At 37.8% G+C, this 26071-nt stretch carries 31 protein-coding genes and 2 pseudogenes; 16 read left to right on the top strand and 17 right to left on the bottom strand.

Annotation, left to right across the window (positions count from 1 at the left end):
* The 4 genes from ABXH34_RS02820 to ABXH34_RS18725 form a co-directional block, all read left to right on the top strand.
* The coding region (locus ABXH34_RS02820; protein ID WP_353570344.1) for a hypothetical protein at positions 1-195 on the top strand (195 nt) is incomplete at its 5' end.
* A 26-nt stretch (positions 196-221) separates the two neighbouring features.
* A complete protein-coding gene (locus ABXH34_RS02825; RefSeq protein WP_353570345.1) occupies positions 222-404 on the top strand; it encodes a hypothetical protein in 183 nt (60 codons plus the stop codon).
* A gap of 124 nt (positions 405-528) precedes the next feature.
* Entirely contained in the window at positions 529-786 is a 258-nt protein-coding gene (locus ABXH34_RS02830; RefSeq protein WP_353570346.1) for a UPF0175 family protein, read from the top strand.
* Positions 783-899, top strand: a complete 117-nt coding sequence (locus tag ABXH34_RS18725; protein WP_502710392.1) for a PIN domain-containing protein — start codon at positions 783-785, stop codon at positions 897-899. Before ABXH34_RS02830 ends, ABXH34_RS18725 begins: the two co-directional genes overlap by 4 nt.
* 102 nt (positions 900-1001) lie before the next feature.
* On the opposite strand, the gene ABXH34_RS02835 is transcribed toward ABXH34_RS18725, so the two are convergent.
* Together ABXH34_RS02835 and ABXH34_RS02840 are read right to left on the bottom strand one after the other, a co-directional pair.
* Entirely contained in the window at positions 1002-1763 is a 762-nt protein-coding gene (locus ABXH34_RS02835) for an RNA-guided endonuclease InsQ/TnpB family protein (RefSeq protein ID WP_353570347.1), read from the bottom strand.
* Positions 1744-1839: pseudogene (locus ABXH34_RS02840) on the bottom strand (IS607 family transposase); the annotation flags it as partial. The pseudogene ABXH34_RS02840 and the gene ABXH34_RS02835, both read right to left, overlap by 20 nt.
* 343 nt (positions 1840-2182) lie before the next feature.
* Between ABXH34_RS02840 and ABXH34_RS02845 the strand changes: the two are divergent.
* Positions 2183-2446: a PIN domain-containing protein gene (locus ABXH34_RS02845; protein ID WP_353570348.1), complete on the top strand. Its 264-nt coding sequence runs from the start codon at positions 2183-2185 to the stop codon at positions 2444-2446.
* Between the two features lie 577 nt (positions 2447-3023).
* Here the strand turns inward: ABXH34_RS02845 and ABXH34_RS02850 are convergent.
* The 3 genes from ABXH34_RS02850 to ABXH34_RS02860 are packed head-to-tail and all read right to left on the bottom strand — an operon-like array spanning position 3024 to position 3861.
* A complete protein-coding gene (locus ABXH34_RS02850; protein ID WP_353570349.1) occupies positions 3024-3179 on the bottom strand; it encodes a transposase in 156 nt (51 codons plus the stop codon).
* Positions 3115-3465: a transposase gene (locus ABXH34_RS02855; RefSeq protein WP_353570350.1), complete on the bottom strand. Its 351-nt coding sequence runs from the start codon at positions 3463-3465 to the stop codon at positions 3115-3117. The genes ABXH34_RS02850 and ABXH34_RS02855 overlap by 65 nt, the downstream gene beginning before the upstream one ends.
* Before the next feature lie 51 nt (positions 3466-3516).
* Entirely contained in the window at positions 3517-3861 is a 345-nt protein-coding gene (locus ABXH34_RS02860) for an IS630 transposase-related protein (RefSeq protein ID WP_353570351.1), read from the bottom strand.
* Between the two features lie 225 nt (positions 3862-4086).
* Here ABXH34_RS02860 and ABXH34_RS02865 point away from each other — a divergent pair, with 225 nt between their 5' ends.
* Positions 4087-5073 carry a hypothetical protein gene (locus tag ABXH34_RS02865; RefSeq protein WP_353570352.1) on the top strand — a complete coding sequence of 329 codons (987 nt, stop codon included), beginning with the start codon at positions 4087-4089 and terminating at the stop codon, positions 5071-5073.
* 51 nt (positions 5074-5124) lie between these two features.
* On the opposite strand, the gene ABXH34_RS02870 is transcribed toward ABXH34_RS02865, so the two are convergent.
* A complete protein-coding gene (locus ABXH34_RS02870; protein ID WP_353570353.1) occupies positions 5125-7116 on the bottom strand; it encodes a TonB-dependent receptor plug domain-containing protein in 1992 nt (663 codons plus the stop codon).
* Between the two features lie 64 nt (positions 7117-7180).
* On the opposite strand from ABXH34_RS02870, the gene ABXH34_RS02875 reads away from it, so the two are divergent.
* The 5 genes from ABXH34_RS02875 (at position 7181) to ABXH34_RS02895 (ending at position 11409) form a co-directional block, all read left to right on the top strand.
* A complete protein-coding gene (locus tag ABXH34_RS02875; protein ID WP_353570354.1) occupies positions 7181-7726 on the top strand; it encodes a hypothetical protein in 546 nt (181 codons plus the stop codon).
* A 353-nt stretch (positions 7727-8079) separates the two neighbouring features.
* Positions 8080-8661, top strand: coding sequence for an electron transport complex subunit RsxA (gene rsxA / locus ABXH34_RS02880; protein ID WP_353570355.1), 582 nt, complete (start codon positions 8080-8082; stop codon positions 8659-8661).
* A 12-nt stretch (positions 8662-8673) separates the two neighbouring features.
* Positions 8674-9249, top strand: a complete 576-nt coding sequence (gene rsxB / locus ABXH34_RS02885; protein ID WP_353570356.1) for an electron transport complex subunit RsxB — start codon at positions 8674-8676, stop codon at positions 9247-9249.
* A gap of 10 nt (positions 9250-9259) precedes the next feature.
* Positions 9260-10762: an electron transport complex subunit RsxC gene (gene rsxC / locus ABXH34_RS02890; RefSeq protein ID WP_353570357.1), complete on the top strand. Its 1503-nt coding sequence runs from the start codon at positions 9260-9262 to the stop codon at positions 10760-10762.
* A gap of 86 nt (positions 10763-10848) precedes the next feature.
* Positions 10849-11409, top strand: a complete 561-nt coding sequence (locus ABXH34_RS02895; protein ID WP_353570358.1) for a hypothetical protein — start codon at positions 10849-10851, stop codon at positions 11407-11409.
* Positions 11410-11999: 590 nt separating this feature from the next.
* Here the strand turns inward: ABXH34_RS02895 and ABXH34_RS02900 are convergent.
* On the bottom strand, positions 12000-12380 hold the full coding sequence (locus ABXH34_RS02900) for a sirohydrochlorin chelatase (RefSeq protein WP_353570359.1): 381 nt from the start codon (positions 12378-12380) through the stop codon (positions 12000-12002).
* A gap of 450 nt (positions 12381-12830) precedes the next feature.
* On the opposite strand from ABXH34_RS02900, the gene ABXH34_RS02905 reads away from it, so the two are divergent.
* Positions 12831-13214, top strand: coding sequence for a hypothetical protein (locus ABXH34_RS02905; protein ID WP_353570360.1), 384 nt, complete (start codon positions 12831-12833; stop codon positions 13212-13214).
* 23 nt (positions 13215-13237) lie between these two features.
* Positions 13238-14437 (top strand): hypothetical protein, encoded by a 1200-nt coding sequence (locus ABXH34_RS02910; RefSeq protein WP_353570361.1) that lies wholly within the window; start codon positions 13238-13240, stop codon positions 14435-14437.
* A 53-nt stretch (positions 14438-14490) separates the two neighbouring features.
* On the opposite strand, the gene ABXH34_RS02915 is transcribed toward ABXH34_RS02910, so the two are convergent.
* From ABXH34_RS02915 to ABXH34_RS02955, 9 genes are all read right to left on the bottom strand, one after another.
* Complete coding sequence (locus tag ABXH34_RS02915; RefSeq protein ID WP_353570362.1) at positions 14491-14823, bottom strand: TusE/DsrC/DsvC family sulfur relay protein; 333 nt, start codon at positions 14821-14823, stop codon at positions 14491-14493.
* Between the two features lie 296 nt (positions 14824-15119).
* The gene (locus ABXH34_RS02920) at positions 15120-15794 is read right to left on the bottom strand and encodes a class I SAM-dependent methyltransferase (RefSeq protein ID WP_353570363.1); all 675 of its coding nucleotides are present in this window, start codon (positions 15792-15794) and stop codon (positions 15120-15122) included.
* Positions 15795-15886: 92 nt separating this feature from the next.
* Complete coding sequence (locus tag ABXH34_RS02925) at positions 15887-16336, bottom strand: YtoQ family protein (protein ID WP_353570364.1); 450 nt, start codon at positions 16334-16336, stop codon at positions 15887-15889.
* An 81-nt stretch (positions 16337-16417) separates the two neighbouring features.
* On the bottom strand, positions 16418-18175 hold the full coding sequence (gene soxB, locus ABXH34_RS02930) for a thiosulfohydrolase SoxB (protein ID WP_353570365.1): 1758 nt from the start codon (positions 18173-18175) through the stop codon (positions 16418-16420).
* 169 nt (positions 18176-18344) lie between these two features.
* Positions 18345-18722 (bottom strand): PTS sugar transporter subunit IIA, encoded by a 378-nt coding sequence (locus ABXH34_RS02935; RefSeq protein ID WP_353570366.1) that lies wholly within the window; start codon positions 18720-18722, stop codon positions 18345-18347.
* A gap of 17 nt (positions 18723-18739) precedes the next feature.
* Positions 18740-19588, bottom strand: coding sequence for an RNase adapter RapZ (gene rapZ, locus ABXH34_RS02940; protein WP_353570367.1), 849 nt, complete (start codon positions 19586-19588; stop codon positions 18740-18742).
* A 150-nt stretch (positions 19589-19738) separates the two neighbouring features.
* Positions 19739-21208 (bottom strand): ATP-binding protein, encoded by a 1470-nt coding sequence (locus ABXH34_RS02945; protein ID WP_353570368.1) that lies wholly within the window; start codon positions 21206-21208, stop codon positions 19739-19741.
* Positions 21205-21696, bottom strand: coding sequence for a hypothetical protein (locus ABXH34_RS02950; RefSeq protein WP_353570369.1), 492 nt, complete (start codon positions 21694-21696; stop codon positions 21205-21207). The genes ABXH34_RS02945 and ABXH34_RS02950 overlap by 4 nt, the downstream gene beginning before the upstream one ends.
* Positions 21677-22198, bottom strand: a complete 522-nt coding sequence (locus ABXH34_RS02955; protein ID WP_353570370.1) for a methanogen output domain 1-containing protein — start codon at positions 22196-22198, stop codon at positions 21677-21679. Before ABXH34_RS02955 ends, ABXH34_RS02950 begins: the two co-directional genes overlap by 20 nt.
* 554 nt (positions 22199-22752) lie before the next feature.
* Here ABXH34_RS02955 and pyrR point away from each other — a divergent pair.
* The 3 genes from pyrR to ABXH34_RS02970 are packed head-to-tail and all read left to right on the top strand — an operon-like array spanning position 22753 to position 25524.
* Positions 22753-23259 carry a bifunctional pyr operon transcriptional regulator/uracil phosphoribosyltransferase PyrR gene (gene pyrR / locus ABXH34_RS02960; RefSeq protein WP_353570371.1) on the top strand — a complete coding sequence of 169 codons (507 nt, stop codon included), beginning with the start codon at positions 22753-22755 and terminating at the stop codon, positions 23257-23259.
* Entirely contained in the window at positions 23252-24232 is a 981-nt protein-coding gene (locus ABXH34_RS02965) for an aspartate carbamoyltransferase catalytic subunit (protein WP_353570372.1), read from the top strand. The genes pyrR and ABXH34_RS02965 overlap by 8 nt, the downstream gene beginning before the upstream one ends.
* On the top strand, positions 24232-25524 hold the full coding sequence (locus ABXH34_RS02970; RefSeq protein ID WP_353570373.1) for a dihydroorotase: 1293 nt from the start codon (positions 24232-24234) through the stop codon (positions 25522-25524). Before ABXH34_RS02965 ends, ABXH34_RS02970 begins: the two co-directional genes overlap by 1 nt.
* 107 nt (positions 25525-25631) lie before the next feature.
* Here ABXH34_RS02970 and ABXH34_RS02975 read toward each other — a convergent pair.
* Positions 25632-26071, bottom strand: a pseudogene (locus ABXH34_RS02975) (TIGR04283 family arsenosugar biosynthesis glycosyltransferase); the annotation flags it as partial.

Below are 26071 nucleotides of genomic sequence, written 5' to 3' on the forward strand. Positions count from 1 at the left end.
GCTATCAATTATTTGCGTAAAGCTAAATCTATACAGAATGAAGAATATATAGCTAAACATTTAATTATAGCTTTATGGATTAGTGGTGATAAAAACGCAGCTAATGCAGAATTAGAGAAAGCAATACTGGATTTCCCTGATTTAGAAAAAGGGTTACATCAACTTATGCAAGAACTAAAAGATTATGCGCCATAAATTTCAATCAAGAATGGCAAAAATACATGGGCAACCGTCCACATGAAAAAACCTGCCCCGACCTACCCACAGACACCCTAGGCGCAATAGAACTCGCCGCAGAAGCCCGTGAACTCCTTGAAAACGGCGAAACCCAACAAGCCAAAGCCAAATTCAAACAAGCCAGAGAATGGGATAACAATGTGGTGTGGGGCGACGAGGAGATTTGAACAGGATGTAACAGATTGAAGGATAAACAGGATTAAAAATAAAAAATCTTATCCATCCCATCGTGCATTTAATTTTGTCCTACACTAATAAAACTAACTGATTGTTGATAACAAGGAAAAAATCATGCAAGTACAACTAAAGCCTGACTTTGAAACCATCTTAAAACCACTAGGCTATCAAACAGTCGAATTTTATCTCGCAGCCAGTCTATACCATGCACATAAAATTAGCTTCGCAACCGCAGCATCTTTAGCAGGTATGGGTTTTGACACCTTTTTAAACCAGCTACAAGAACAATTTGATGTTGGCTTTATCATGACTAATAAATCAGTTGAACAAGATTTAACAACTGTAGATAAAATCATACAAGCTCACTCATGATACTCGTATCTAACACAAGTCCAATTATCTTTTTAGACAAACTAAAAGCCCTGCACCTTCTATCAAACTGCTTCAAACAAATATTGATCCCAGCAGCAGTTCACCAAGAATGATATAACTTAGATTTACCATTACTATAAATCTGAACTAATCTGTTAGTTCAATTTATTCACATCGTCATCAACTCAGCAATGAAACATTGTCTGACAAGTCTGTTATGTGCGTTTAGGTGGGCTGTAACGTGTCCACACCATAGGTTTTAAGTTTAGAGCTGCATTGAGGTCACGGTCAATTTCTAAACCGCAATGACAATGATACGTTCTGTCACTTAAACGTAACTCTGTTTTAATTTGACCGCATTGTGAGCATGTTTTAGAACTTGGAAAGAATCGATTGGCAATAACCAGTTCACAATTGCGTAGTTTAGCTTTGTATTGTATCTGTGTTCGTAAATAGCCAAATCCTGCATCAATGATGCTACGTGCTAACTTATGATTCTTCACCATGCCTTTAACATTTAAGTCTTCAATCACAATGCGGTCAAAATGGCGAGTCAAATAATCACTTAATTCATGTAATACGGCTTGTCTTTGATTGCTAATATGAAAATGTAGTTTTGCCACTCGGAGCTTGGCTTTTGCTCGTAATGCAAAAGAATCATTGATATCTTTCTTTTTAAATTGCGGAAATCCTGCTTTTTGTTTGGCTTTAACACGTCTAAAAAAGTGCTTGTAGGCATTATCTAAATCATCAATCGCATTACGAGTCACACGGCTAGAGACTTCTGTATACCATTCGAATTGCGGGCGGATTGTTTTGATACAATACTGGTAAGCGGCAGATTTAGACCATTTGTTATCTTTGAAATAAGCGAGTAATTGATTGTAACAATGGCGACGTGAACCGCAAGCTTTATCTAAATAGACAGCTTGTTCCTTTGTCGGTCTGAGTTCAACTTTATGCGCTAACAACATCATTCAAAGCTTCCATTAACTTCTTATGGCTACGACTACCATGTAAGCGAGCAGAAAATACGGTGATGATTTCCAATACTGGGCAGGACTTGAACCTAGTATCTTTGCAGCTTCACTTATTTTTACAAGTTTTTTAACATTAGTACATAATAGTGAAAATTAGTGTAGATTTCATGTTGCAGTTATTACCCCGTTACCCTCAACTTACCTGAAGCCGTCTACAATAACCTATACCAAATTGCCCAACAAAAAGGACTGAGTTTAGAAAAACTAATTACAGAATGGCTATCTAATTTCAATCAACCAATAGAAACACAATCAAATAATCCATTAGCTCAATCACCTGCTTTTGGTATTTGGAAAGACAGAAAAGATTTAGAGGTAGAATCATATATTGATGAATCAAGACAAGGACGTTTTGAATGCTAGTAGATTCTGATGTACTGATTTGGTTTCTAAAAGGAAACACCAAGGCTTTAACCAAATCACAACAACTTGATAAAATTGAAATATCAGCGATTAGCTATATGGAACTTATACAAGGAATGCGTAATAAACAAGAACTACAAGCTTTACAAAAGACAATACAACAATTCCAATGGCAGATAATCCCGTTAGATAAACAAATTTCAGACTATGCAACCGATTATGTAGAGCAGTTTTTTCTCAGCCATTCACTTCGGTAGGCTGAGGCTTTGATTGTTGCAACTGCTGTAAAATATAACCAAATATTATTAACTGCAAATGATAAACACTACAAAATGATTAGCGAATTAAAATTAGATATTTTTCGCCCGTAATTATTATGCTCCCATATTTTCCTGTGTAGGAGTCTCTCTCTTACCTTGCTATCAAGCTTAGTTTGGTAGTATATGTCCAAGAAGCTCTGCTTCAAATGTGCAAACAGAACTTGCAAGGCAGGCACTATCAAATCGAATAACAAGTTAGCCACAGAAAACACCGAAGCCCACTGATGATGCACTTCAATCAATCCTATCAATAATCTTGACTCAGACAGCTAACAAAAACAATGCTATAGTTAGCTTATTCCCAGCTACCCAGAGTAAAAACATGCAGAATATAGAACTAAACAGACTGCCATTACAAGCCCCAACTGAATTACTAGACTTCTATGAATTTCTATTACAAAAATACAACCTAAAAATAACCAATTTGAACAATTTTTATCAACACCAATAGAAGTAGAACAATTACAAAACTGGACAAGAGAAGAACTATAGTCAATTTCCTATAAAGTGATATTTATAGTAATGCACTAGAAATGGCTTTAGAAATATCATGAATTTCACGCCGTATATTTTTAACGTTCATTTTAAGGGCAGCCCAAGCGTGTTCAATGGGATTGAAATCGGGAGAGTAGGAAGGCAAAAAGAGTAACTGACATCCGTGTTTGTTCAACCATTTGAGCTAAGGTCTTAGATTTATGAAAAGACGCATTATCGAGAATAATAGTAAAGCCTTTTCCAACAGCAGGTAGCAAGGCATTTTTGAAGTAAGCTTCTATGACATGTTGGTTACAACTGCCTTCAAACATCATGGGTTCAATGAGCTTCCCATTTAGCAAACCTGCAATTATATTGATGCGGCGTTTGCGTTTGCCAGAGATAAGCAAGGCTAACTGTTGTCCTCTTTCTACCCAGCCATGCTCTCTACATATCCCTTGCTCTATGCCTGTTTCATCCATATAAATAATCTTTGAGTCATCTATTTCTCTCAATATTCTTGTCTTTGTTGCTCATCTCTTTCCGCATACTGAAGTGTTTTTTTTATACACGATGTTTAATGCTTTCAAGTTTTTATGGATAGTACTTGCTGATACCCCAAACTGCTGCCCTACTTCTGATAATAACTGATCGGGGTGGCTTTTTATATATTCCCTTAATTCTTCTCGGTTCACCTTTCTTAACCATTTTGTTCGTTGTTTATTCTTTACATGACCTTCCACGGCTTTCTTTTTTTTCCAACGGTTTATACTCGCTGTGCTTACTTTAAATATCTTGACCGCCTGTTTTACTTTGCCTCCTTCTTCTATGTACTCTAACACTCGTTCTCTTAAGTCTTCGCTATGCCCTTTATTCATCTGCTTTTAGCCTATTTTCATTAACAATACATATTTTATATCACTTGAATGGAAATTCACTATACCCCTATATCCTTATCAAAACTATTCAGAGTATTACTAATGGAACTTTATTAAAATTTTATCTATTATTAGACTTCTTTATAAATATGTTTAAGATGCTATAGCAAAATTAAAAATGTTTGTTAAAAATGCTAACTACTTTAAAAAGAAGGAGATGTAGAAATGACTGAGCCAATGACGGTACAGCGCACACCTGAAAAGGATGCAAAAACCTGTGTTTTTATGCTTGTTACTATATTAATTCCTGCAATATTCACACTCTCTTCTATAGATATTGCCCGTAAAACTATTGATTTGGATAAATTTTCTAATCCTAGCCCATATAGTTATACATGGAGCTTAAGTTTATTTATTATTCCTATGCTTGTAATTGGCTGGTGGTTTTTAACCCATCCTAGTTATCACTCCCAACGTAAAGCCTTTTGGATTACAATCTTTACATTAGTTCCACTTGGATTTCTGCTGGATTTCTTATTCGGCTCACTGTTTTTTATATTTCCTAACGAAGGTGCTACGCTGGGTATTAAAGTACCTGTTGTGCCTTTTGATGGTTCTACGGTTCCTATCGAAGAGTTTGCCTTTTATATTTTTGGGGTTGCTTTTACATTGCTTTTTTATCTATGGGGTGATGAGTTTTGGTTTGGCGCATATCGAGTGCCTGACTACAAAGCGGAGACCTCAAACTTAAAAGTATCTAATGTTATTAAATTCCATCCTCGTTCATTAATTATTGGTATTGCCCTCATTATCGCAGGCATTGTTTATAAAAAGTTTTTCTCAGGATCACCAGAAGGTTTCTCAGGATATTTCACTTTTTTAGTTATTATTGCGATTATGCCAAGTGTTGTCTTGTTTAGAACTGCATTACCCTTTATTAACTGGCGTGCTTTTAGTCAAACTTTATTCATTATGTTATTAATTTCTATCATATGGGAAGCTTCATTAGCAGTCCCATATGGCTGGTGGGATTATAATCATGAACAAATGCTTGGGATTTTTATTTTTGGTTGGACAAACTTACCAGTGGAAGCAGCTTTGCTGTGGATTGCTGTAAGTTATACAACTGTGATTGTGTATGAGGTATTTAAAATTATAGTAGCTTTAGACAAGCCTTTCTTTGATGCTCTTTTTAGAGATAGTCAGCAATAAGACAAATGTAGCAATTCCAAGGGGTCTACCAACTTTGGAATTGTTATTATCTTAATCGAACTGCCAACGCAATTGTAAGTAACCACCTCGTTCTACTTCTGTAGAAAGTGTATTAGCTCGATCAGCAGCAAATTGAAAATGTCTTTTATCTAATAAATTTTGGCCTACAATAGATAATTCTAAATTAGGAGTCACATCCCAAGCAAAGCGTGCATCTAATATAGTATAATGCTTGATTTTTCCAGTACTTGGATTGTCAGAGTTGCCTACAAACTTTAACCATAAATCAAGTTTAGTATCAGTTGTTACATCTAACGCAGAACGCAAAGATAATTGATGTGTGGGGTCTTTCACTTCAGCACCATCAACTAAATCGTCTTGGCCTAAGCCTTCCATATTTATATAAAAAATATTATAGGCAAGATCAACTGACCAATTTTCTGTAGTTTGCCAAGTTGTAGCGAATTCAATCCCAAAAGTATCCGCTACTACATCATCTATATTTCTACTTGCCATTACAACTCTATTCACATCAAAATTTATATCTTGTTGGACCTGGGATAAATTTTTATACTGATTATAGAATGTGGAAATATCTATAAACCAGTCTTCATTAATTTGTTGTCTTAGACCCAACTCATAGCTTAAAACATCTTCAGAGGGCTTGTTCTCATTCCCAAAACCTTGGAAAATAAATGGTATTGGATAAAAAGGGTTTTGATTATCTGGAATGGCTAAGCTTAATTCAACATGGAGTTCTGATCGTGAAGGAATTCTCACTGCACGAGAAATTGCAGCCCAAAAAGATTGACGTTCATTAGGCATGTATAATAGACGAATATTAGGTTGACTCTCCCAACCCGTAAAACTGTTATGTTCAAATTTACTACCAAAAGTTAGTTTCCAACGTTCAGGTACAAGTGTTAATGAATTTTGAATAAATAGGCTAATAAGATTGCGATTTAAACGAGAAGGTTCATAGTGCACGACAGGTGTATCGGAAATTTTATCATGTATCACACGATAGCCCATTCCCCAAATAATTTCATTGCGCTCATTTAAATTAAATCGATGTTGTAAGTCAAAATCATATTTTTCTATAGTAAATGCGGCAGAAATACCATTATATTTGTTTCGGTTATAGTACATCTGAATACTTAAATCAGAAGTTTCTGAAAATTGATGCTCCCAACGCCCAAGTATATTGGCTGTGGTTATACCCTGCACTTCTGATTGAAATGTATTTACTGCACTGGGTTGATGATTATCAGCATTATAGTAGTCACCTTGTACAGTAATATTATTTTGCTCTAGCTCAAAATCAGTACGAAATCCCACACGATTTCCTGACCACGCATCATATAAAGTATCTACACCAAAATTATCTCTCTTATGGCTTTTTGTATAAATTTTATAATATCCATTCTCTCCAATTTTTCCACCATAACGTGCTGTTGCAATGTATTTATCTTCTGTACCCGTGATAATGCTTAAAAGCCCACCTTGCGTATCCTGAGTTTTCTTGGTAATTATGTTGACAACTCCATTGACTGCATTTGATCCCCAAACAGTACCACCGCTACCCCTAATAATTTCGATACGCTCAATATCTTCTAATACCGTATCTTGTGCATCCCAGAAAGTACCAGAAAATAATGGAGAATATGTATTTCTACCATCAATTAATACTAATAGTTTATTTGCATAATAATCATTGAACCCACGAGCAGACACCGCCCAACCATGAGAATTAACTCTGTTGACTTGTATTCCAGGAGCAAGTCGTAATACATCAGCAATATGCGTAGCTCCTGAACGCATAATATCTTCTTGGGTAATGATAAAAACAGCCGCTCCTGTTTCAAATATTTTTTGAGGACGTTTATTGATTGAAGTAACAACTTGAACATTCATTAACTCTGCTAATGTCATTTCTGACAAGCTCTTAATGGACAGGTATTCCATATCTGTTACTGCATACAGCACTTTTGATATCGACATAAAAACGAAAATAAGGTATAAGAAAAGTGATTTTTTACGCATAAGTGCTCCTAACTCCTAGAATGACGCTTATATTATTTTAAGATAGATAGTTAAGAGGTAAATTATGAAAAAGACATTTCTATCCCCATTAGAAATTGCCGTTTTACTGCTCTTTGTTCTAGGCCTTACTACTAATTACTTTTTTACCCACTACCCACCTCTATTCATCATACTCGTATATATCATAGGTATTAGCTTTGAATATATGACTAGAAGCTTATGGATATATGCAAAAAGTGTTCAACATTCCATATTTACTGTTAAAGGTGTTAATTTGATTTTAGGCTTTGGTTGGGTTGGAAGTATGCTAATTGGCTTAGCCTTTTCTAACTATATACAAAGCTTGCTTCACTTCAACTATTTTTTCATTGCTATGGTCATAGGTATTGGCATTATTGGCAACTTAATAGAACAGTTATATTATGTTATAGGCTTATTTAGCTATGATATGAAGAAAAAAATATTATGGTTTTTTGGTTGTCCTACTGTAGTACTGGATATTCCTTTATCTGTACGAGTTGGATATTTTTATACGCAGCCAATAACCATGTATATTTTACTAAAGCTGACAGCATTTTTAACTCCATTTATGCCGTATTGGCTTGTTTAATATTTCTTGAATTTAAAAATAAATCTGTGATGGTATAGATCATAGGTTTTAGCAAAACATAAAAACACTTGTCAACTGAAATTATACCTCTATAGCTTACTGGTTTTATTTGTTATAGCACGTAATTTAAGCTGTTAATTTCGACTAAGAATAGCCAATAGTTTTTCTCTGTAACCTTTCTTACAAAACCCTTCAATAAGCTGCTTTAAAGCCTACATAAATTAATGTTACTTCCACCTCTAAGAAAATAAATACTTGTTTAAATAGATAAAAATAAACCAATTCAAGATTGGCACACTTTATGTTCATGAGGATAAGTACAAGCATTAGCATTCCTCAACATGGAGATTGTCATGTCTGAGTATTTACTGATATTAGTCGGCACGGTGCTGATTAATAACGTTATCTTGACAAAATTTTTAGGTTTATGCCCATTTATGGGTGTATCAAATAAACTCGACACAGCGTTAAGCATGGGATTAGCAACGACTTTTGTTCTGACCCTAGCCTCAGTTGCAGGTTGGTTATTAGAGCATTTTTTACTAAAACCATTTGAAATTGAATTTTTACGCATTTTGGCGTTTATTTTAGTTATTGCTGCGGTGGTGCAATTCACAGAAATGGCGATTCGCAAAACCAGCCCTGTCCTATATCAAGTATTAGGGATTTTCTTACCGCTGATTACGACAAACTGTGCGGTACTTGGTGTTGCATTACTCGCGATTCAAGAAGACCTTGGCTTTATTCAAAGTGCGGTATATGGATTTGGCTCAGCAATGGGCTTTACTTTGGTTATGGTGATTTTTGCGGGTTTACGTGAACGCTTAGCGGTTTCAGCAATACCTTATGCGTTTTCGGGAATGCCTATCGCCTACATTACTGCGGGTCTATTATCTATGGCATTTATCGGCTTTAGTGGTCTGAAATTTTCCTAGGGAGTAGCAACAATGGTCTTGCAAGCAGAAGTCTTATTTGCAGCAATCTTTAGCCTAGGCATCATGGGTACAATATTGGGTTTTGCACTGGGTTATGCCGCAAAGTTTTTTAAAGTTGAACAAAATCCAATGATTAACAAAGTGATTGCCATCATGCCCGGTTCAAACTGTGGTCAATGTGGTTATCCCGGTTGTACACCTGCAGCAGAAGCGGTGGTCAATGGGGAAGCAGCAGCAACCTGTTGTCCTCCCGGTGGTAAAGTTTTAGCCCAAGAAATTGCTGAATTACTCAATATTTCCCTTGATTTATCTCAAGTCGAAGATAAACCACCAATGTTGGCACAAGTAGATGAAAATCATTGTATTGGTTGTGCACGGTGTATTAAAAAATGTCCAACTGATGCGATTATCGGCGCAAATAAACAAATTCATGCAGTGATTCAAGATGCGTGTACAGGTTGTGAAGCATGTATTGATGTGTGTCCAACGGAATGCTTACAAATGCATCCGATTCAAACCACATTGAAAACATGGCATTGGGATAAGCCTGATGTTTCGATTAAACCTGATTTACCGTTAGCGGCTTAAGGAGCACATCATGCAACTGTTTAAGTTTCGAGGCGGTGTCCATCCAGCCGATAATAAAGCCGCAACCAATAGCCAAGAAATTGTGTCTATGCCGTTGCCTAAGCATTTATATGTACCGTTACAACAGCATATTGGCGCACCTGCCAGACCTGAAGTTAATGTCGGTGATACCGTTTTAAAAGGTCAATTGCTGGCACACAGTCAAGGTATGATTTCCGCCCCGATTCACGCGCCCAGTTCTGGAACAGTGATTGAAATTGGTGATAAGCCAGCACCACATCCCTCAGGCTTACCCGTGCGCACCATTGTGATTGAAACCGATGGCGAAGACCGCTGGATTGATGATGTCAAAAAGTTAGATGATCCATTTTCTAAATCCACCAATGAGATTGCAACCCGTGTTGGTGCAGCAGGCATTGTCGGTATGGGTGGTGCGACCTTTCCATCTGCGGTGAAATTAAAACTCAGTGCACGCAATGATATTCATACCCTTATTTTAAATGGTGGTGAATGTGAACCGTATTTAAGCTGTGATGATCGAATCATGCGCGAACACCCTGAACAAATTGTCGATGGGGTACGCCTTATTTTACATACGATTAAAGCCCAGCGTGCGTATTTAGTGGTTGAAGATAATAAGCCTGAAGCGTTTGATGCTTTAGAAAAAGCTTGTCGACACATAGGTAATATTGAAGCGGTTAAAGTGCCAGCGCGTTATCCCATGGGTTCTGAAAAACATATGATTCAGGCTGTCACAGGTTTAGAAGTACCTGCTGGTGGTTTGGGTGCAGATATTGGTGTGCTAGTGCATAACATGGGAACGGCGTATGCGATTCATCGAACAGTGCGTGAAGGTCGTCCATTGATTTCGCGTGTAGTGACCGTGGGTGGTGGCGCAATGAAACAGCCACAAAATGTAGAAGTCCTCATTGGTACGCCATTAAGGGATGTGGTTGATTTTTGTGGTGGTTTGGTTGATGAAGCTGAACGGATTGTGATGGGTGGGCCTATGATGGGGCAAAGTATGCCGAGTCTTGATGTGCCTGTGGTTAAGGGTACAAGTGGCATTATCGCACTTACCAAACCTGAAACCATTCAAACTGATCCATCCCCTTGTATTCGTTGTGGCTCATGTGTTCGGGCTTGTCCTTGTGGGCTTGTGCCGTTGCAAATGGCAGCTCATGCTAAAGCGGGTAATTTGGATAAGGTTGTGGAATTTGGTTTAGTCGACTGTGTTGCTTGTGGTTGTTGTTCTTATGTCTGTCCTTCGCATATCCCATTGGTGCAATATTTCAATTATGCCAAAGGTGAACTCGCTGCACGTCAACAAGCCAAACATAAAGCAGAAGAAAATCGCAAACTGATTGAATCCAAAAATCAGCGTGTCGAACGTGAAAAGCAAGCCAAAGCAGCGGCCGCCGCAGCACGAAAAGCTGAAGCCGCAGCAAAAAAAACAGCACGTGAAGCAGCTAAAAAGAAAAAAGAACAAGCTGAGGCAATTGCAGCAGAATAGTTTTTAAAGCAGGATTGCCAGTCCTCAATCAGATAAAAGTATTAGCGAGTGTACTTGTTGTTAGATTCTTTAAGGAGAGACTTTTTATGATTCTACAAAAATATCAAGAATCAGATTTATTTTTTAATGCTAATTTTTTTGCAGAAAGCAGTACAGCAGGTTTATCTGCTTATCGTGGTGAATTGGTCTTGTCAGCAGGCGAGCAAGGCGATGTCAAAGGCAATAAAAAAACGCCAAAACAACTTGTTTATGGTGCAGTTTTGTTGGGCGATGATAAATTAAAAATGGTCATTGGTTGGTTGGATAAAGTGGCTGAATTGACTGATTTTACTGCGAAATATAAAGCGGATTTGGCTGATGACTGTATTGTCATAATGTATGTGATTAATGCGAAAGACTCTGCATTGTTAGAAATTGATGGCGTGAAAATCACCATGATTCCAATGGCAAGTGGTGTACCTTGGAATGAAGCATTGGATGAAGCTGGTTTAGAAAAGAGCGATTTTAAAGGCCAATCTTCTGCGGATAAAGTGGTGACTTTATATGATGAAATGAAGAGTTATAAGCCTAAATTTCCACAAGCGTCTTTAGATGATGTAATGGTGGTTGCAACTGATCGTGTTCGTGAAAACTGGGGCGCGATTTAATCATTTATTGAATTTTCTCCGTTGGTTCGTTGTAAAGTCTTCCTAACTCTGCTCAATTTGAGAGGAAGGCTTTTTTTATCTCTCCTATTTTTCTAAAATTCTGATTCAGACAAAATATCCTGTCTATCTTTCAATCCGTTAAACCCTGTTCAAAAGGATTAATAATTAAAAGTTGCTTTTTAATATTTTGATTGTGCTGCATATCTTCATTGTATAATGCCGAACAGTCATTTTCTAAAGCACTGGAAACAATTAATGAACCCCAAAAAGATAAGTTATGTTCAGAGCGCAACTGGTAAGCGAAAGAATAAGTTTGAAAGCCAATAGGAGCAATGATAGAAATAGATGGATGTGACAATTATATGGGTATTAATGAGTTGTTCAAACAGTGATATTGTTATTGTCCTTTATTAAGAAGTGTTTTTATTTTAGCATATAACGCAGCTTTGGCTTTTCATGTCATGGGTTCATTTGTTGTGAATTAGCCTTTCATTAGAATAACTTAACCTGAGTTCTTTTAAATAAAGTCTCTAAGCACAATAACCAAAAAAGACATGTCTCTTCATTTTTGCGTAAGATGTCCGCGACATTCAATTCTCTTCATAATTATCAACCAAAGATAACATCATCTCTGGAATAGCCTCAGAAGCGCCTAAATAAGCCATAATATTGATTTTAATTTGTGGATATTGGGTTTGTTTAGCTGCCACTTCTTCAGGAATATCTTGCTGCACATGTCGCCCAGCCGACAGAAAATAAGGTAATAGTAAAATATCTGTTGCACCTTGCCTCACACATTGATCAATCGCATCACCAATGCTGGGTTCAGCTAATTCTAAAAACGCATGAGCAATGGACAGATATTTGCTGCAGGCTTTTTCTCTAATAATTTGGGTTAATTGTTGGACTTCTAAATTGGATTTGGGACGACGACTTCCATGCGCGACAATCAATAAACTCGTAGCACTCATTTAAGTTGACACCTGTGTTGTGACTTGCTTAGCATTATTTAACTGTATATCATAGCATACAACTACTTGATTCAATATTAAAAAGTATTAATATTATTATCAATTTAGAGTAGACATAGGGATATGTTATAAAAAAAACATGCTTCATTATCAATATGTTAAAAGTTGCATTCGCTATCAAGCCTATCAGTTTCAGTTGACTATGCTCACTGAGCAGCAGTATTTTTTGTTAAAACAATTTATTAGCACACTGGGTGAGAACACTAATCCTGTCGATTTCCCTGTTTTACATATCAAGCATACCCTATTTTTTATTGATGTCCCAAACTATGGTTTTCCCTATTTTAAGCTAACGTTTTATAAAACCACACCAGCACTGGAAGTTGAATACTATTTAAATAAAATCAATAACTTCCTAAATAAAATACTTTCAAAGGAGGAGGTAACATAATGGGAGAGGACATTTTACATGTAATTAATACCATGGATTTGTTTATCAAGCTTAATGAAAAGCGTAAATTGGAACAACATGATGAAGTTGAACATCATTTGATTGCAAGCAAGCTTGGTATCTTATTCGCGCTTAACTCAAATAGTTATGTTAACTTTAAAAGTGAATTTGTCGAATTAAATGATGCCCAATTGGGTACTTTAGAACATATTTTTAGTGAACATTTCAACACAGAAATGTCAGATGAAATTCAATCTATGTTAATGACCCCAATACAGATGGAAGAGGAAATTGCCTCCAATATTCCAAAATCGAATGAACGACATACAGGCTTTTTTGGCAAATTGAGAAGCTTTTTTTCTGGCAAACCAACAATGGCCTAACCGTCTGATTCAAGGAGGTAATAATGACTGATTATCAACCGAATATTGTACATCAAGGCGGACAAACTCTGATTGGTGGCTTAAGCCGTGTTTTTCATTGCAATCACTATAATGCGCATTTGCAAATGGTGGTACAGATGACTAAAGGGATACCAAATCATGAACCTGAACGTTTATTAGTCGATGCTGCAACGCCGTTAATTCAACATCTACAGCAAGGTGGCTACTCTCAAGATGATTTAATTCAGGAATTTGCGTTGTGTGGTTTTGGGGTTTTGCAACAGTATGATGACAATACTTGGTATACCCCCCATTCCCATTATGGTGAAACGACTTATTCGCATGGCAAACCTGCCAAAAGCTGTTTTTTTAATAGTGGTTATATTCAAGCCTTAATTAATCAACAAGTTGAAGAATTTGAATGTCAGATGTTGGGTGCAGAGCAAGATAAATATGTCACGACAGGGCAGCCACTCCAAGTAAGCCATTATTTAACGCTGGATCAACCGTTACAAACTGATGTACCTGCACGGTTTGATTTTGATGGTTGTCAACATTTAAACACCCGGGTTGATGAAGCTGAAATTTTGGCAGCGGTACAAGGTTTGCCACTGTATGGGCGTATGGAAGAAGGTGAAACAGGTTTAATTGATGCGTTTGGCGTGGTGCTAACCAATCATTTTTCAGACTACTATAACCGTATTTCGTATGAAACCTATTTTGCAATGCGCCAAGCAGGCTTGCCAGAGGAAGATAGCAAAGAGATGTTTATCCAATCAGGACATATCTGTGCATTTAACACCTTTGGTGGCATTATGAGCAGTCCAGAATGGCACGCAGTAATTGAACCGATGTGTGATAGTCGTGAAGACTGGTTTCATGGCATGATTGCGGTTATTAATGCTTTAGGTTGGGGCTTATTCCGTGTTGAAAAAATTGATATAGAAAAAGAGCTTATTATCCGAGTGTACAATTCATATGAAGGGATTGGTTTTCGGCGCATATATCCTGCAACTGATGAGAAGAATATTTCATTTTTAGGTATGGGTGGGGTATTGGGCTTAGCGCATTTGTTGTGGAAAGTGGATATTCGAGAAAAGCCAACCTTGAATCACGAATTCTATGTAACCCAGTTCAATAATCCTGAAAAACGTTACAATGTGGTGCAAACTCATGCTATTGCAGCAAATGACGAGTATGATCGCTTTGTAGTGTATAAATAGAACTTAACTTCGATTGCCAGTATTAGAAACCCATCGGCAATCGAACATGAAGATTACACACACCCTGTTGGTTTAGGTAAGCCTGCATAACGTGCAGCTTGTTTTCCTGGCCCATAAGGAAACAAAGTATACAAATATTTGCTATCCCCTTTGTCTTTACCTAATTCTGTTTTAGCTAATTTTGTTAAAGCTCGCATCGCTGGCGCAGTGCCATTGTCTTCGTAGAATTTTCTAATCAGATTGATGACTTCCCAATGTGAGTCACTTAGCTCTAAATCATCACGTTTAGCCAATTCTGCTGCTAAATCCTTTGACCAATCGGATAAGTTTACTAAATAGCCTTGATCGTCAGTTTCAATACTTTGACCATTAATTTCTAAGTCCATGTAAGCCACCTTATAAAAGTTGATTATTTAACTAGGATATTGGAGCATACAATAGTATTTCCGAGTAATATTATCAAATAAATTCTGTTTATGTATGAGCAGATGGAACTGATTTAAGCTCTTTAAACATGATTAAAATCATGTCTTGAGTGTGTATAATTCTATTTTAAGATGATACAGGACTGGCAGTCCTAGATTTTAAATCTATTTGATATTTAAAGTATTTCAGGACTGCCAGTCCTCACACTCAAGATGGAATTGACTTAGAACTTACCCTGTTGTCATTTCAAGATTGCTTAAGGCTTTTCAACAACCCAATGGGCAAAATTAAGATTATCGGCACGTTGCTGTTGCAAAATTTTGAAGCCAACTTTTTCCAATAACCAACTCATATCTTCTAACGTATAACGGTTGTGCTCTGAGAAATGATTAAACATATTGATTAGTTTTTGTTCTGGCAATGTGGTATCAATAATGTCAGTCTCGTACATGTGTTGTAAATATATTTCAAGTGGTGCACGTACCCAATCTAAAATTAAACCACGCTGTCCTGACTTCAAACAACGATACATATCTTTGAGCGCGTAAATAGGCTGTACCATTTCATGCAGCACGAAAGAAGTTAAAAAGGTGTCAACACTATCGTTAGCTAGATTTAAATTGGCTTGATTCAAATCATGTTGGATGACTTCGCAAATGCCCGTATTGATTTCGGTAATCATATAAGGCATACATTCCACTCCAATCAATTTAGCTTGAGGTAGACGCACGTGTAATTGTTCAAAAAATTGAGCTGGGCCACAACCAAAATCACACACGGTAGCATCATCTGATAATGTAGGTTGTATCCACTGTTGCCAGATTTGCCAAAATCCATCATCAAAACGATTGGGGGCATTTTGTTTCATTGCCGTAACAAACGTTTCAGTATCACCATGATGTCGAGCAAGTAACTCCATTGCATCACTCATAAATTAAACTCCATTTGCTATAAACTGGATTCAGGACTGACAATCAATTTTTTAGGTTGCCAATCCTAGCAAAATAACAATTGCTCACAGGCTTAAACGTCTTGCATCACATACTTCAAAATTTCAACAACCTGTTCTGGGGCTTCTGCCACAGCTAAAGCGGCTGCATCGACTTCTTTAAGGGCATGAGTTAAATCTGGGTGATGAATCACAATCAAAGGCTTGTTTAAAGCGGCTGCATAACCTGCATCAAAGGCCGCATTCCATTGCTTATATTTTTCACCAAACCGCACAATCACAATATCGGCTTTTTGCATCAATGTGCGAGTACGAATCGCATTGATTTTAGACGCTTTATGATCTTTCCAAAATGACTTGTCTTCCGCACCTAGAATTACATCGCCACAATCATCACTGGCCGCATGATTGGTAATTGGAGTGAGTAGAGTTAAATTTAACCCCGCATCTCGTATACCTTGTTCAATTTTTTCGCGCCAATCAGTATGAATTTCGCCAGACAAATAGACTTTGAGTGCGTGCATGATATTATCCTTTTTATCGTCAAAAATCAGAACGGGTTATCTTAATTGATATTACAAAAACGACCTGTCCTCAAATACTCATTAGGCATTATAATCTGCTAAGCCCTGATTATCAGCTACACCTTTCAATTTTGGCGTATTGAGTTTTTCTAATTTCACGTTTTTCACTGTACGTAAATGATCTGCAACCACATCCCAAATTGGCCGACCATCAGATTGTGAGCCGACTGTTGCCCAGCCTGCGACTTTATATTTCTTGCTCATTTCTAAGCTAGTGCCATCATCTAAAGTCATTTCAGAAATGCGTTGTCCTATACCTTGGGTTGGATCACACACATAGTCCAAGCCACCTAAACGCACCATATCTCCACCTTGTTGACGGTATGGATCAGTATTAAATAAATTGTCGCACACATCCTCTAAAATGGTTTTGACTTCTAAACCTGTCATTTCACGTCCGTAGGTTTCTGGGTAAGTGATACATGTTTGATCTAACACATTTTCCATTGTAATATTTTGCCCTGGTAATACCGTTGTACCCCAGCGGAAACCCGGTGATAAAGAAATCTGTGCGTCATGCTCCTCACGTAAGGCATTACAAATTACTTGGTCAAATGTGCCGTTGAAATTGCCTCGACGATATAATACTTGCTCTGCAACTGCTAATTGTTCGTTTAAACGGGCTAAATACGGCTTGCGAACTTTATCCACATAAGCTTGCATATCTTTATCCGCTTCAAGTAAATTACTGAATACTGGCAATAAACGATAGCGATAATCTTTGACTTTACCCTCTCTGACATCAAAATCAAGCACGCCAACAAATTTACCATTTGAGCCTGCATTACAAACTAAAGTCATGCCTGCATCATTTTTGACTTCAACAGGTTTTGGTACACCATCATGGGTGTGACCGCCTAAAATCACATCGATGCCCGATACAACCGAGGCCATTTTTAAATCCACATCCATACCATTATGGGAAATCACTACCACCACATCAGGTTTTTCAGTAGCACGGATTTCATTCACCAATTCCTGCATCGCATTATCACGGATGCCAAAGGTCCAATCAGGGATAAAACGACTTGGATTTGCAATTGGCGTATAAGGGAAGGCTTGACCAATCACCGCAACTCGTGCACCATTTAATTCTTTGATTGTATAAGGTTTAAACGCATGGCCTGTGTCTTCATCATAAGCGGGTGAACCATCAAACAAGGCTTCTTCTTTAACTAACACATTATTTGCAACAAAATCGCCTTTGAAATCTTGAATATTAGATAAAATTTCGTCTGCTAAATAAGTGAATTCCCAATGACCTGTCATCACATCCACGCCAAGCTGATTACATGCGCCGACCATATCCTTACCGCGTGTCCAATATGCTGTTCCTGAACCCTGCCAAGTATCACCACCGTCGAGTAATAAGGTTTTATCTTGACCATAACTATGACGTAATTGTTTCACCAAGGTGGCTAAATGTGCGAACCCACCCACTTTGCCATATTTTTGTGCGGCAGAGGCGAAATCAATATAGGTAAACGCATGAGATTCTAAAGAGTTTGGCGCGATATTAAACTGTTTTAGTAAACTATCACCCACTAAATGTGGCGCATTGCTTTTCATGCTGCCTAAACCTAAATTGACATTCGGTTCACGAAAATAAATCGGTTGTAATTGGGCATGTGTATCCGTGATATGGAGTAAACGCACTTGACCAAATTGGGGTAAATCATAGAAATTGTTGGTATTGTTGGCGAATAATGTTTTCGGAAATAAGCCTGCTGCACTCGCAACACCCATTATTTGTAAAAATTCGCGACGTGTCATTGACATAATCCATCCTCTTATTATCGTATTGTTATAGCTATCGAGTTGACTAGTATAAGTCTGTCGTCAAGCAGAATGGAACGTTTTATATATAGGAAGTTTATTGTGATGGATAAAATAATTTTATGGGTACAAACGAGATGAGACAAGGAGAGAAAAAATCTATGCTACTAAATCAATTTAAAATACTATTCACATCGAAAGTGCCTTGAGTACCACCAGAAAGTGCTTTGTTGGCCAAAGTATCTAAATCCGCTGAAGGATAATTCATAATCTTGATTAACATTGGTAAATTAACCCCGCATACCACTCTAACCCTATAATTTTCAATAAGGTGACATGCAATATTACACGGCGTTGCGCCAAATACATCAGTTAAAACCAATACGCCATGCCCTTCATTGACAGCCATATACAACTGTTCTAAATGATAGCAATAAGACATAGGCTCGCCCTCAATACGCACAGGTAATGCCTTAATAGGTAACGGTAACGTTCCTAAAATTTCTTCTAAACTACGAATCAAACTAGTGCCGATATCATTATGGGTCACTAGCAAAATACCCACGCTCATCGTAATTCTCGGTGTCGGACTAATACATCATGTTGTTTTTGAGTAAAATACTGCACTAATTGTTCCGCAATGTAAACTGAGCGATGTTGCCCACCTGTACATCCAACTGCAATTGTTAAATAGCTACGGTTATCAGCAGCAAATTGCCCAATCCAATTATCTAAGAAATGTATTAAATCATCTAACATTTGTTGGACTTTAGGTTGTGCTTGTAAAAAATGAGCTACAGCAGCATCCTTCCCCGTTAAGCCGCGTAATTCGGTATCCCAATGTGGATTAGGTAAGCAACGCACATCAAATATAAAATCTGCATCACGCGGTAATCCATATTTAAAGCCAAACGATTCAAATAATATAGACAGATTTTGTTTCTGGTGCAAACGAATCCGTAAACGGATTAAATCTCTTAATTGATGGACATGCATATCACTGGTATTAATTCGAATATCAGCTCTATGTGCCAAAGGTTCAAGTAGTGTTCTTTCATACTGAATAGCCTCTGACAATGCAAGTGATTGGAATGTCAGAGGGTGTTTGCGACGAGTTTCACTAAATCGTTTAATTAAAATCGCATCGTCGGCTTCTAAAAATAAAATCTCATAAGGAATCGCTAAAGAATCCAGTGTTTCTAATAGTGTAGGCACATCATGTGAGGCAATAGTACGTGCATCTAATCCTACGGTAACACATTCATGTTCAATGCAAATTTGTGGTACTTGCGCTGCAAAGGCAGGTAGTAGTGCAACAGGTAAATTATCTACACAATAAGCTCCAATATCCTCTAAGCTATTGAGAGTAATACTTTTACCTGCGCCAGATAGACCACTGACAATAATCAGTTTCATTTTTTAAAGCTTAATATCAACACCCGTGTCATGATAGGTAGGATAAAACCGAATATCAATAGCTTTAAGGATGAAAAACGATTTATTGCCATATTTTGCTTAGAATAAGTGGAATATCATTCTTTTTGTAACCACTATGTCATATTATTTTTATAAATATGGTAGCAGTAATTCACAAATATGCTCATCATCAAAATTCTTTGCCAATATTATAATCTGAGTAGTAAACAGTTCTAAATCAGCATGTTTTTCCTGTAATTCAGTAGCATACTCCTGAATAGCAAAAATATCTCCTGCCCTTGCAAGATCATACAGTTTTTTAGCCTCTTCGGTGCAAAGGTTAAATTGGGTTTTACCTATCATCTCCTCTGTCATGTTGGCTTTTTTATTGGGTTCAGGCCTATCAGGCAGTTCTTCATCATAAAGCCAAGTTAAATCAAGGTAATACTGTAGTTCTGCCAATAAAATATCAATTTGAATTGGTTTGGGTAGAAACTTATTACAACCAACATCCAAACAAGCTTGTTGTTGTTCTTCAAAGACACTGGCAGATAATGCAATAATGGGCAGGTTTTTTAATGTGGGCATTTGCCGAGCACGTCGGGTAAATTCAAACCCATCTAGTACAGGCATCACTAAATCCGTCAAAATTAAATCAGGGATTTTGGCATCAATACAATCTAGTGCATCATTACCATCTTGGGCTTCTGTGACCAAAAAGCCTAAAGGCTCTAAAAGCTTTACTAAAATAGAACGATTTTCCCAACGATCATCAATGACCAGAATATGTTTTTGCTCCTCTGTAAAGCCAATAATAATACGTCGTTCAACTTCATGTTTTTTAACTAATTCAGATACAATCGACACAGGGATTGAGAATTCAAATTGACTTCCACGATCTTCAGCACTGTTTACAATGAGTTCACCTCCCATCAAATCTACTAAGCGTTGGGTAATGGACAATCCAAGCCCAGTTCCTTCCGTTTTAGCACTTAAATAATCACCTACTTGTTGGAATGGATTGAATATTTTAGTTAAATCTTGTTCAGCAATACCAATCCCCGTATCTTCCACTTGAAAATATAGAAATTGCTTATCCTTATTAAAATCTAATTTAAGTGTCACACCACCATGTTCGGTAAATTTAATCGCATTACTCAGCAGGTTAATGATGATTTGGCGCAAACGCTTTTCATCAGCACGAATACCTATCGGTAGTAATGACAATGGTTCATAGTTAAATGAAATATCTTTGTTTCGTGCTCTAATACTGAATAAATCAATGATACTATGTAAAAAATCATCTAAATTAAAGTCAGTGGGATACAGCTCAAAACGATTTGCCTCAATTTTGGATAAATCTAAAATATCGTTAATTAAGGTCAACAAATATTCACCGCTGTGGTGAATCACATCAATTTCTTCGAGCTGTTTCTGAGATAAGGTTTTATCACGCTGCAAGATTTGGGTATAGCCTAAAATACCATTAAGAGGAGTGCGTAATTCATGACTCATATTCGCAAGAAAGGTGCTTTTAGCGTGATTTGCTTGTTCAGCCGCTTGTTTTGCATCTACTAATTCTTGGTTTTGTTGTTCTAAAGATTCTTTGGCTTGCTTCAATGCAGCTTGGCTGGCTTGTAATTTATCAAAAGCCTGTTTTTGCTTGTGAATCTCACGATTAAGGGCAATGAATTGGTTGTTATTTTCATCTTCATGAATGCAACGCAGTAAAATATAAGCAGGTTCATTTTGCTGTGCAGGGAATAATAATGAGCCGACGCAGGCTTTTTTTTTACAATGATACTGTCACCGTTATCATCTCGTTCATCACTTAACCATGATATATTAGCTGGGGTTGGCGTTCGAGATCGTGACCAAATTTTTAGATAGAAGCCGATTTGAGTCTCTGGATTATCTACAATATTGGCCAGCATTTTATTCACCAACTGATTGATTTTTAAAATGGCTGATGCTTTTTGGTTTGCCGCAACAATTTGTCCTTTGGCATTGATTAACAATAAGGCTTCAGGAAGTGCATTTGCAAAATTCAGAAACTGGCTCAACACGGGTGAATCATATTTGTCAAGATTAGCTATGGTAGTATTCATTACCTTCCTTTCCTTGGGCTTCAGCACTTTGTTTTAGGTAAACCACAACATGACAACCTGCATCTCCTTTTGCAATTGTTTGCTCTAAGTATACTTTTGCATAACCTAAATTCTGTGATGCAATATGCCCAAATACGTTTGAAGTCATCATACACAGTGAGGTGCGGCCTTTCACTTTATCTGCAAAAGGACACACTCTATTACCAAATACGATTTTTTCAGCATCTTGAGAAATAACATAAAAATCGCCTTGGATGCGGGCTTTTAAATCAACTAAGGCCTCGGCCACTTGTTCTTGAGTTAACGCATCTGTATTTAATTTAGCTAAATACTCTTGGTTAATCCATTCGCCCATATTTTGCCCTACAATACTGATAAATCCATTAGCCTGCTCTAAACCAACAACCTCTTCTAATACGCCAGATAATTCACGTACCAAAGTACGCAAAAAAACATCGCGCTCCAATGGTAAATCTAATTGATTAAGAGAATTTGTAGACATGATGATTTTCTCGCTATAGATGTATGTAAGGGATCAATCTGCTAGGATAAATTTTAACAGTTTCATTCTCAAGTTATAACCGTTTTAATCTGATACGATGCGAGGAACTTGCCAATATTTGCGGCTAAAAATACTTTTAGTATGGGGTTATTTTGAGTATAGAATGATTTGAGAACTTAAAAGATTTATGAGCGCGGCATAGCAATATTCAACATCAACATATTTATTGTAGTGGGAAAAGAAAAAAACGTACAGATACTTATGAATATGACAGATGTCACTATTTTATTTAATTTCCTGAATATTTTATTCAACGGATTTCTGGTTGTTCTACCCACTCTATAAACATAAGCTGAGTGCTGATATAGTCAATTCTGTCTTGAGTGCGATGCAGTCCTGAAATACTTTAAATATCAAATAGTTTTAAAATCTAGGACTACCAGTCCTGTATCATCTTAAAATAAAATGACTATACGAAATGCTTGCCACCTGAGATGGATTTGCATATTGTTATATGAAAGCAGTAGAATTCGGTTTTGTTTGGAACAACGACCATGGCAACATTAGATAATCTTGACTCTATTTTGAATAGCATGGCAACGCACATCAAACACTATCACCATGATAAAAATCCAGATGAACTAATGATGGTCGGTATTCATACAGGCGGCGTATGGGTTGCAGAACGTTTGCACCAATTATTGGCATTACCACATTCATTAGGCAAGCTACAGATTGGTTTTTATCGTGACGATTTTCAACTGGCTTCACAACCCACCGCCAAACCCTCTAATTTATCTGTTGCAGTTGAAGACAAACACATTATTTTAGTCGATGATGTAATTTATACAGGGCGCACAATCAAAGCCGCTTTAAATGAATTATTTGACTACGGACGACCTGCCAGTGTGACTTTAGCTGTCTTAGTAAAACGAGGCGGTCGTGAGCTACCAATTCAACCTGATGTTGTTGGTTGTGCATTCGATTTAGACATGACACACCAAGTTAAACTCAATGGGCCCGAACCTTTAACTTTAGAAATACGTCCACGCGATGAATAATATCCAACTTGATGACAACGGTCGTTTACGCCACTTTATTGGCATTGAAGGACTACCCCGCCATTTACTTGTCGACATTTTAAATAATGCAGAATCATTTATCAGTGTTGCTGACAAGCAAGTAAAAAAAGCCCCACTACTGCGTGGGAAAACCATAGCAAACCTGTTTTTTGAACCCAGCACCCGTACTCGTAATACGTTCGAATTGGCAGCTAAACGTCTATCTGCCGATATTTTAAACGTCAATATCAGCATGTCTGCCACCACCAAAGGCGAAACCCTGATTGATATGCTGCGTAATATGGAAGCGATGCAGTGTGATATGTTTGTGATTCGGCATGGTGAAAGTGGTGCACCGTTTTTTATGGCACAACATGTTGCACCCCACGTCAGCATTATCAATGCAGGTGATGGCTGGCACGAACATCCCACCCAAGCGATGTTAGATATGTTCACGATTCGGCAATACAAAGGCGCAGATTTTTCCGCGCTTAAAGTCGCAATTGTGGGTGACATATTACATTCTCGGGTGGCACGCTCTCAAATTCATGCTTTAACCACATTAGGCGCATCTGAAGTTCGCGTTATCGCACCTAAAACCTTAATTCCAAAAAATGTTGAATCATTAGGCGTGCATGTGTATGACCGTTTGATGAAAGGTTTAGAAGATGTCGACGTGGTGATTATGCTGCGCTTACAAAAAGAACGAATGCAAGGCGCGTTATTACCCAGTCAACATGAATATTTCCAATATTACGGTTTAACGGATGCGAAATTAGAAGTGGTTAAACCTGATGCGATAGTGATGCACCCAGGGCCGATTAATCGTGGCGTTGAAATTGATTCAGAAGTGGCGGACGGTGACCGCTCAGTAATTTTACAGCAAGTCAGTAATGGAATTGCAGTGCGCATGGCAGTAATGAGCATGATTTTAGCCCCTAAATCAACCGAACAAAAAAAGGATAAACACTAATGGCTGGGTTCAGTATTGTTGGCGGACGTGTCATAGACCCTGCGTCTGAATTTGATGCAATAACTGATGTGCATATTCAAGATGGTAAAATTGCAGCAATTGGTGCGCCACCAGAAGGTTTTACCGCTGACAAAGCCATGAATATCAATGCCAAAGACCAGATTATTTGCCCTGGATTGGTTGATTTAAGTGTGCGCTTACGTGAACCGGGTGCGGAACACAAAGGCACTATTCTGAGTGAAACTCGTGCTGCAGCGAGTAGTGGGATTACCAGTATCTGTTGTCCACCTGATACCGATCCTGTGATTGATACTCCAGCGGTTGCAGAATTGTTACAACAACGTGCGCTAAATGCAGGTATGGCAAAAGTGCATCCACTGGCCGCATTGACTCAAGGTTTAAAAGGGCTACATTTAGCTGAAATGGGCGATTTAAAAGAAGCGGGTTGTGTCGGTGTTAGTAATGCGATGAATCCTGTGGAAAATACCGAAATCTTGCGCCATGCGATGGAATATGCAGCAAACTGTGATTTAACCTTATTTATGCAGCCTCAAGAACCCTTTTTAGGGCGTAAAGGTTGTGCACATGAGGGCGAAGTCAGTACCCGTTTAGGTTTGGCAGGCGTTCCTGAAGCGGCTGAAACCATTGCGGTGTCGCGGATTTTATTTTTGATGGAAATTACAGGGGTGCGAGTGCATTTCTGTCGTTTATCCACAGCCAAAGCAGTGAGCATGGTAGAAGTGGCACAGGTACAAGGTTTACCTGTTTCAGCCGATGTAAGTACCCATCACTTATTTTTGACTGAAATGGATATTTTAGACTATAACGCCCAATGTCATGTGATGCCACCATTGCGCACTCAACGCGATAAAGAAGCATTGCGCCGTGGTTTGGCAACCGAGGCTATTCAAGCGATTTGTTCTGACCATCAGCCACATGAACCCGATGCGAAACTCAGCCCCTTTGCGATGACCGATCAAGGAATTTCAGGATTGGATACTTTGTTGCCATTGACTTTGCGTTTAGTCGAGGAAAATAACTGGAATTTAAGTGAAGCTTTAGGCATGGTGACTTATAAACCTGCGGATATTTTAGGTTTGGCAGTTGGACGTTTAGCTGTGGATAATGATGCAGATATTTGTGTTTTTGACCCTAAATCCTACTGGCAATTGACTGAAAATAATATACGCAGTCTTGGTTTGAATACGCCGTTTCTAGGTTGGGATTTTAAAGGCCGTGTCAGTTATACATTAATTAATGGTAAGGTTGTACATACCTCGATTCGTCACTAAAATTCAAAATAACGAATGTCGTTTACAACTTTGTAAGGAACGACTCCCACCTGACTTGAGGTATTTTAAACCGCCTCATGCTGTGGGAGTGTGCTCATCACAAAAAATCAAGAGAAATTATTAAAACGTTTTTCTAATGTCCAAGGGCTGACCCCCAAAGCATAAGCAAAACGCAATTTCCACATACTCATAATAGTACGCATTAAACCTTTTTCTGCCCAACGCCGCTCAGATACAGTGACTTTATTTTTTAAACATACTGGGCGACTTTTACGTCTTAGTTGGCGACTTAAACTGATGTCTTCCAATACTGGAATTTCTGGAAATCCTTGCATTTGTTCAAATACACTACGTTTTACAAAAATTGCCTGTTCACCTGTTGCAATGCCTGTTAAACGTGAACGCAAATTAGCCAATGTTTCAATGATACGTAAAGAAAATCGTTGACCTTCTAAACGAATATCAAATCGTCCCCAGTCTTTACGGTTACTAAATAAACACACCAAAATCATTAAATCTGCATATTGGGGTAAAAATGTATCCACAC

The sequence above is a fragment of the Candidatus Albibeggiatoa sp. nov. BB20 genome (assembly GCA_016744725.1).
Classification (GTDB): domain Bacteria; phylum Pseudomonadota; class Gammaproteobacteria; order Beggiatoales; family Beggiatoaceae; genus Albibeggiatoa.

What these genes read in the sequence shown, in the direction of transcription:
- ABXH34_RS02825 (WP_353570345.1), top strand. Translation starts at nt 222, where the DNA reads ATGGGCAACCGTCCACATGAAAAAACCTGCCCCGACCTACCCACAGAC.
- ABXH34_RS02830 (WP_353570346.1), top strand. Translation starts at nt 529, where the DNA reads ATGCAAGTACAACTAAAGCCTGACTTTGAAACCATCTTAAAACCACTA.
- ABXH34_RS18725 (WP_502710392.1), top strand. Translation starts at nt 783, where the DNA reads ATGATACTCGTATCTAACACAAGTCCAATTATCTTTTTAGACAAACTA.
- ABXH34_RS02835 (WP_353570347.1), bottom strand. Translation starts at nt 1,763, where the DNA reads ATGATGTTGTTAGCGCATAAAGTTGAACTCAGACCGACAAAGGAACAA.
- ABXH34_RS02845 (WP_353570348.1), top strand. Translation starts at nt 2,183, where the DNA reads ATGCTAGTAGATTCTGATGTACTGATTTGGTTTCTAAAAGGAAACACC.
- ABXH34_RS02855 (WP_353570350.1), bottom strand. Translation starts at nt 3,465, where the DNA reads ATGGATGAAACAGGCATAGAGCAAGGGATATGTAGAGAGCATGGCTGG.
- ABXH34_RS02860 (WP_353570351.1), bottom strand. Translation starts at nt 3,861, where the DNA reads ATGAATAAAGGGCATAGCGAAGACTTAAGAGAACGAGTGTTAGAGTAC.
- ABXH34_RS02865 (WP_353570352.1), top strand. Translation starts at nt 4,087, where the DNA reads ATGACTGAGCCAATGACGGTACAGCGCACACCTGAAAAGGATGCAAAA.
- ABXH34_RS02870 (WP_353570353.1), bottom strand. Translation starts at nt 7,116, where the DNA reads ATGCGTAAAAAATCACTTTTCTTATACCTTATTTTCGTTTTTATGTCG.
- ABXH34_RS02875 (WP_353570354.1), top strand. Translation starts at nt 7,181, where the DNA reads ATGAAAAAGACATTTCTATCCCCATTAGAAATTGCCGTTTTACTGCTC.
- rsxA (WP_353570355.1), top strand. Translation starts at nt 8,080, where the DNA reads ATGTCTGAGTATTTACTGATATTAGTCGGCACGGTGCTGATTAATAAC.
- rsxB (WP_353570356.1), top strand. Translation starts at nt 8,674, where the DNA reads ATGGTCTTGCAAGCAGAAGTCTTATTTGCAGCAATCTTTAGCCTAGGC.
- rsxC (WP_353570357.1), top strand. Translation starts at nt 9,260, where the DNA reads ATGCAACTGTTTAAGTTTCGAGGCGGTGTCCATCCAGCCGATAATAAA.
- ABXH34_RS02895 (WP_353570358.1), top strand. Translation starts at nt 10,849, where the DNA reads ATGATTCTACAAAAATATCAAGAATCAGATTTATTTTTTAATGCTAAT.
- ABXH34_RS02900 (WP_353570359.1), bottom strand. Translation starts at nt 12,380, where the DNA reads ATGAGTGCTACGAGTTTATTGATTGTCGCGCATGGAAGTCGTCGTCCC.
- ABXH34_RS02905 (WP_353570360.1), top strand. Translation starts at nt 12,831, where the DNA reads ATGGGAGAGGACATTTTACATGTAATTAATACCATGGATTTGTTTATC.
- ABXH34_RS02910 (WP_353570361.1), top strand. Translation starts at nt 13,238, where the DNA reads ATGACTGATTATCAACCGAATATTGTACATCAAGGCGGACAAACTCTG.
- ABXH34_RS02915 (WP_353570362.1), bottom strand. Translation starts at nt 14,823, where the DNA reads ATGGACTTAGAAATTAATGGTCAAAGTATTGAAACTGACGATCAAGGC.
- ABXH34_RS02920 (WP_353570363.1), bottom strand. Translation starts at nt 15,794, where the DNA reads ATGAGTGATGCAATGGAGTTACTTGCTCGACATCATGGTGATACTGAA.
- ABXH34_RS02925 (WP_353570364.1), bottom strand. Translation starts at nt 16,336, where the DNA reads ATGCACGCACTCAAAGTCTATTTGTCTGGCGAAATTCATACTGATTGG.
- soxB (WP_353570365.1), bottom strand. Translation starts at nt 18,175, where the DNA reads ATGTCAATGACACGTCGCGAATTTTTACAAATAATGGGTGTTGCGAGT.
- rapZ (WP_353570367.1), bottom strand. Translation starts at nt 19,588, where the DNA reads ATGAAACTGATTATTGTCAGTGGTCTATCTGGCGCAGGTAAAAGTATT.
- ABXH34_RS02950 (WP_353570369.1), bottom strand. Translation starts at nt 21,696, where the DNA reads ATGAATACTACCATAGCTAATCTTGACAAATATGATTCACCCGTGTTG.
- ABXH34_RS02955 (WP_353570370.1), bottom strand. Translation starts at nt 22,198, where the DNA reads ATGTCTACAAATTCTCTTAATCAATTAGATTTACCATTGGAGCGCGAT.
- pyrR (WP_353570371.1), top strand. Translation starts at nt 22,753, where the DNA reads ATGGCAACATTAGATAATCTTGACTCTATTTTGAATAGCATGGCAACG.
- ABXH34_RS02965 (WP_353570372.1), top strand. Translation starts at nt 23,252, where the DNA reads ATGAATAATATCCAACTTGATGACAACGGTCGTTTACGCCACTTTATT.
- ABXH34_RS02970 (WP_353570373.1), top strand. Translation starts at nt 24,232, where the DNA reads ATGGCTGGGTTCAGTATTGTTGGCGGACGTGTCATAGACCCTGCGTCT.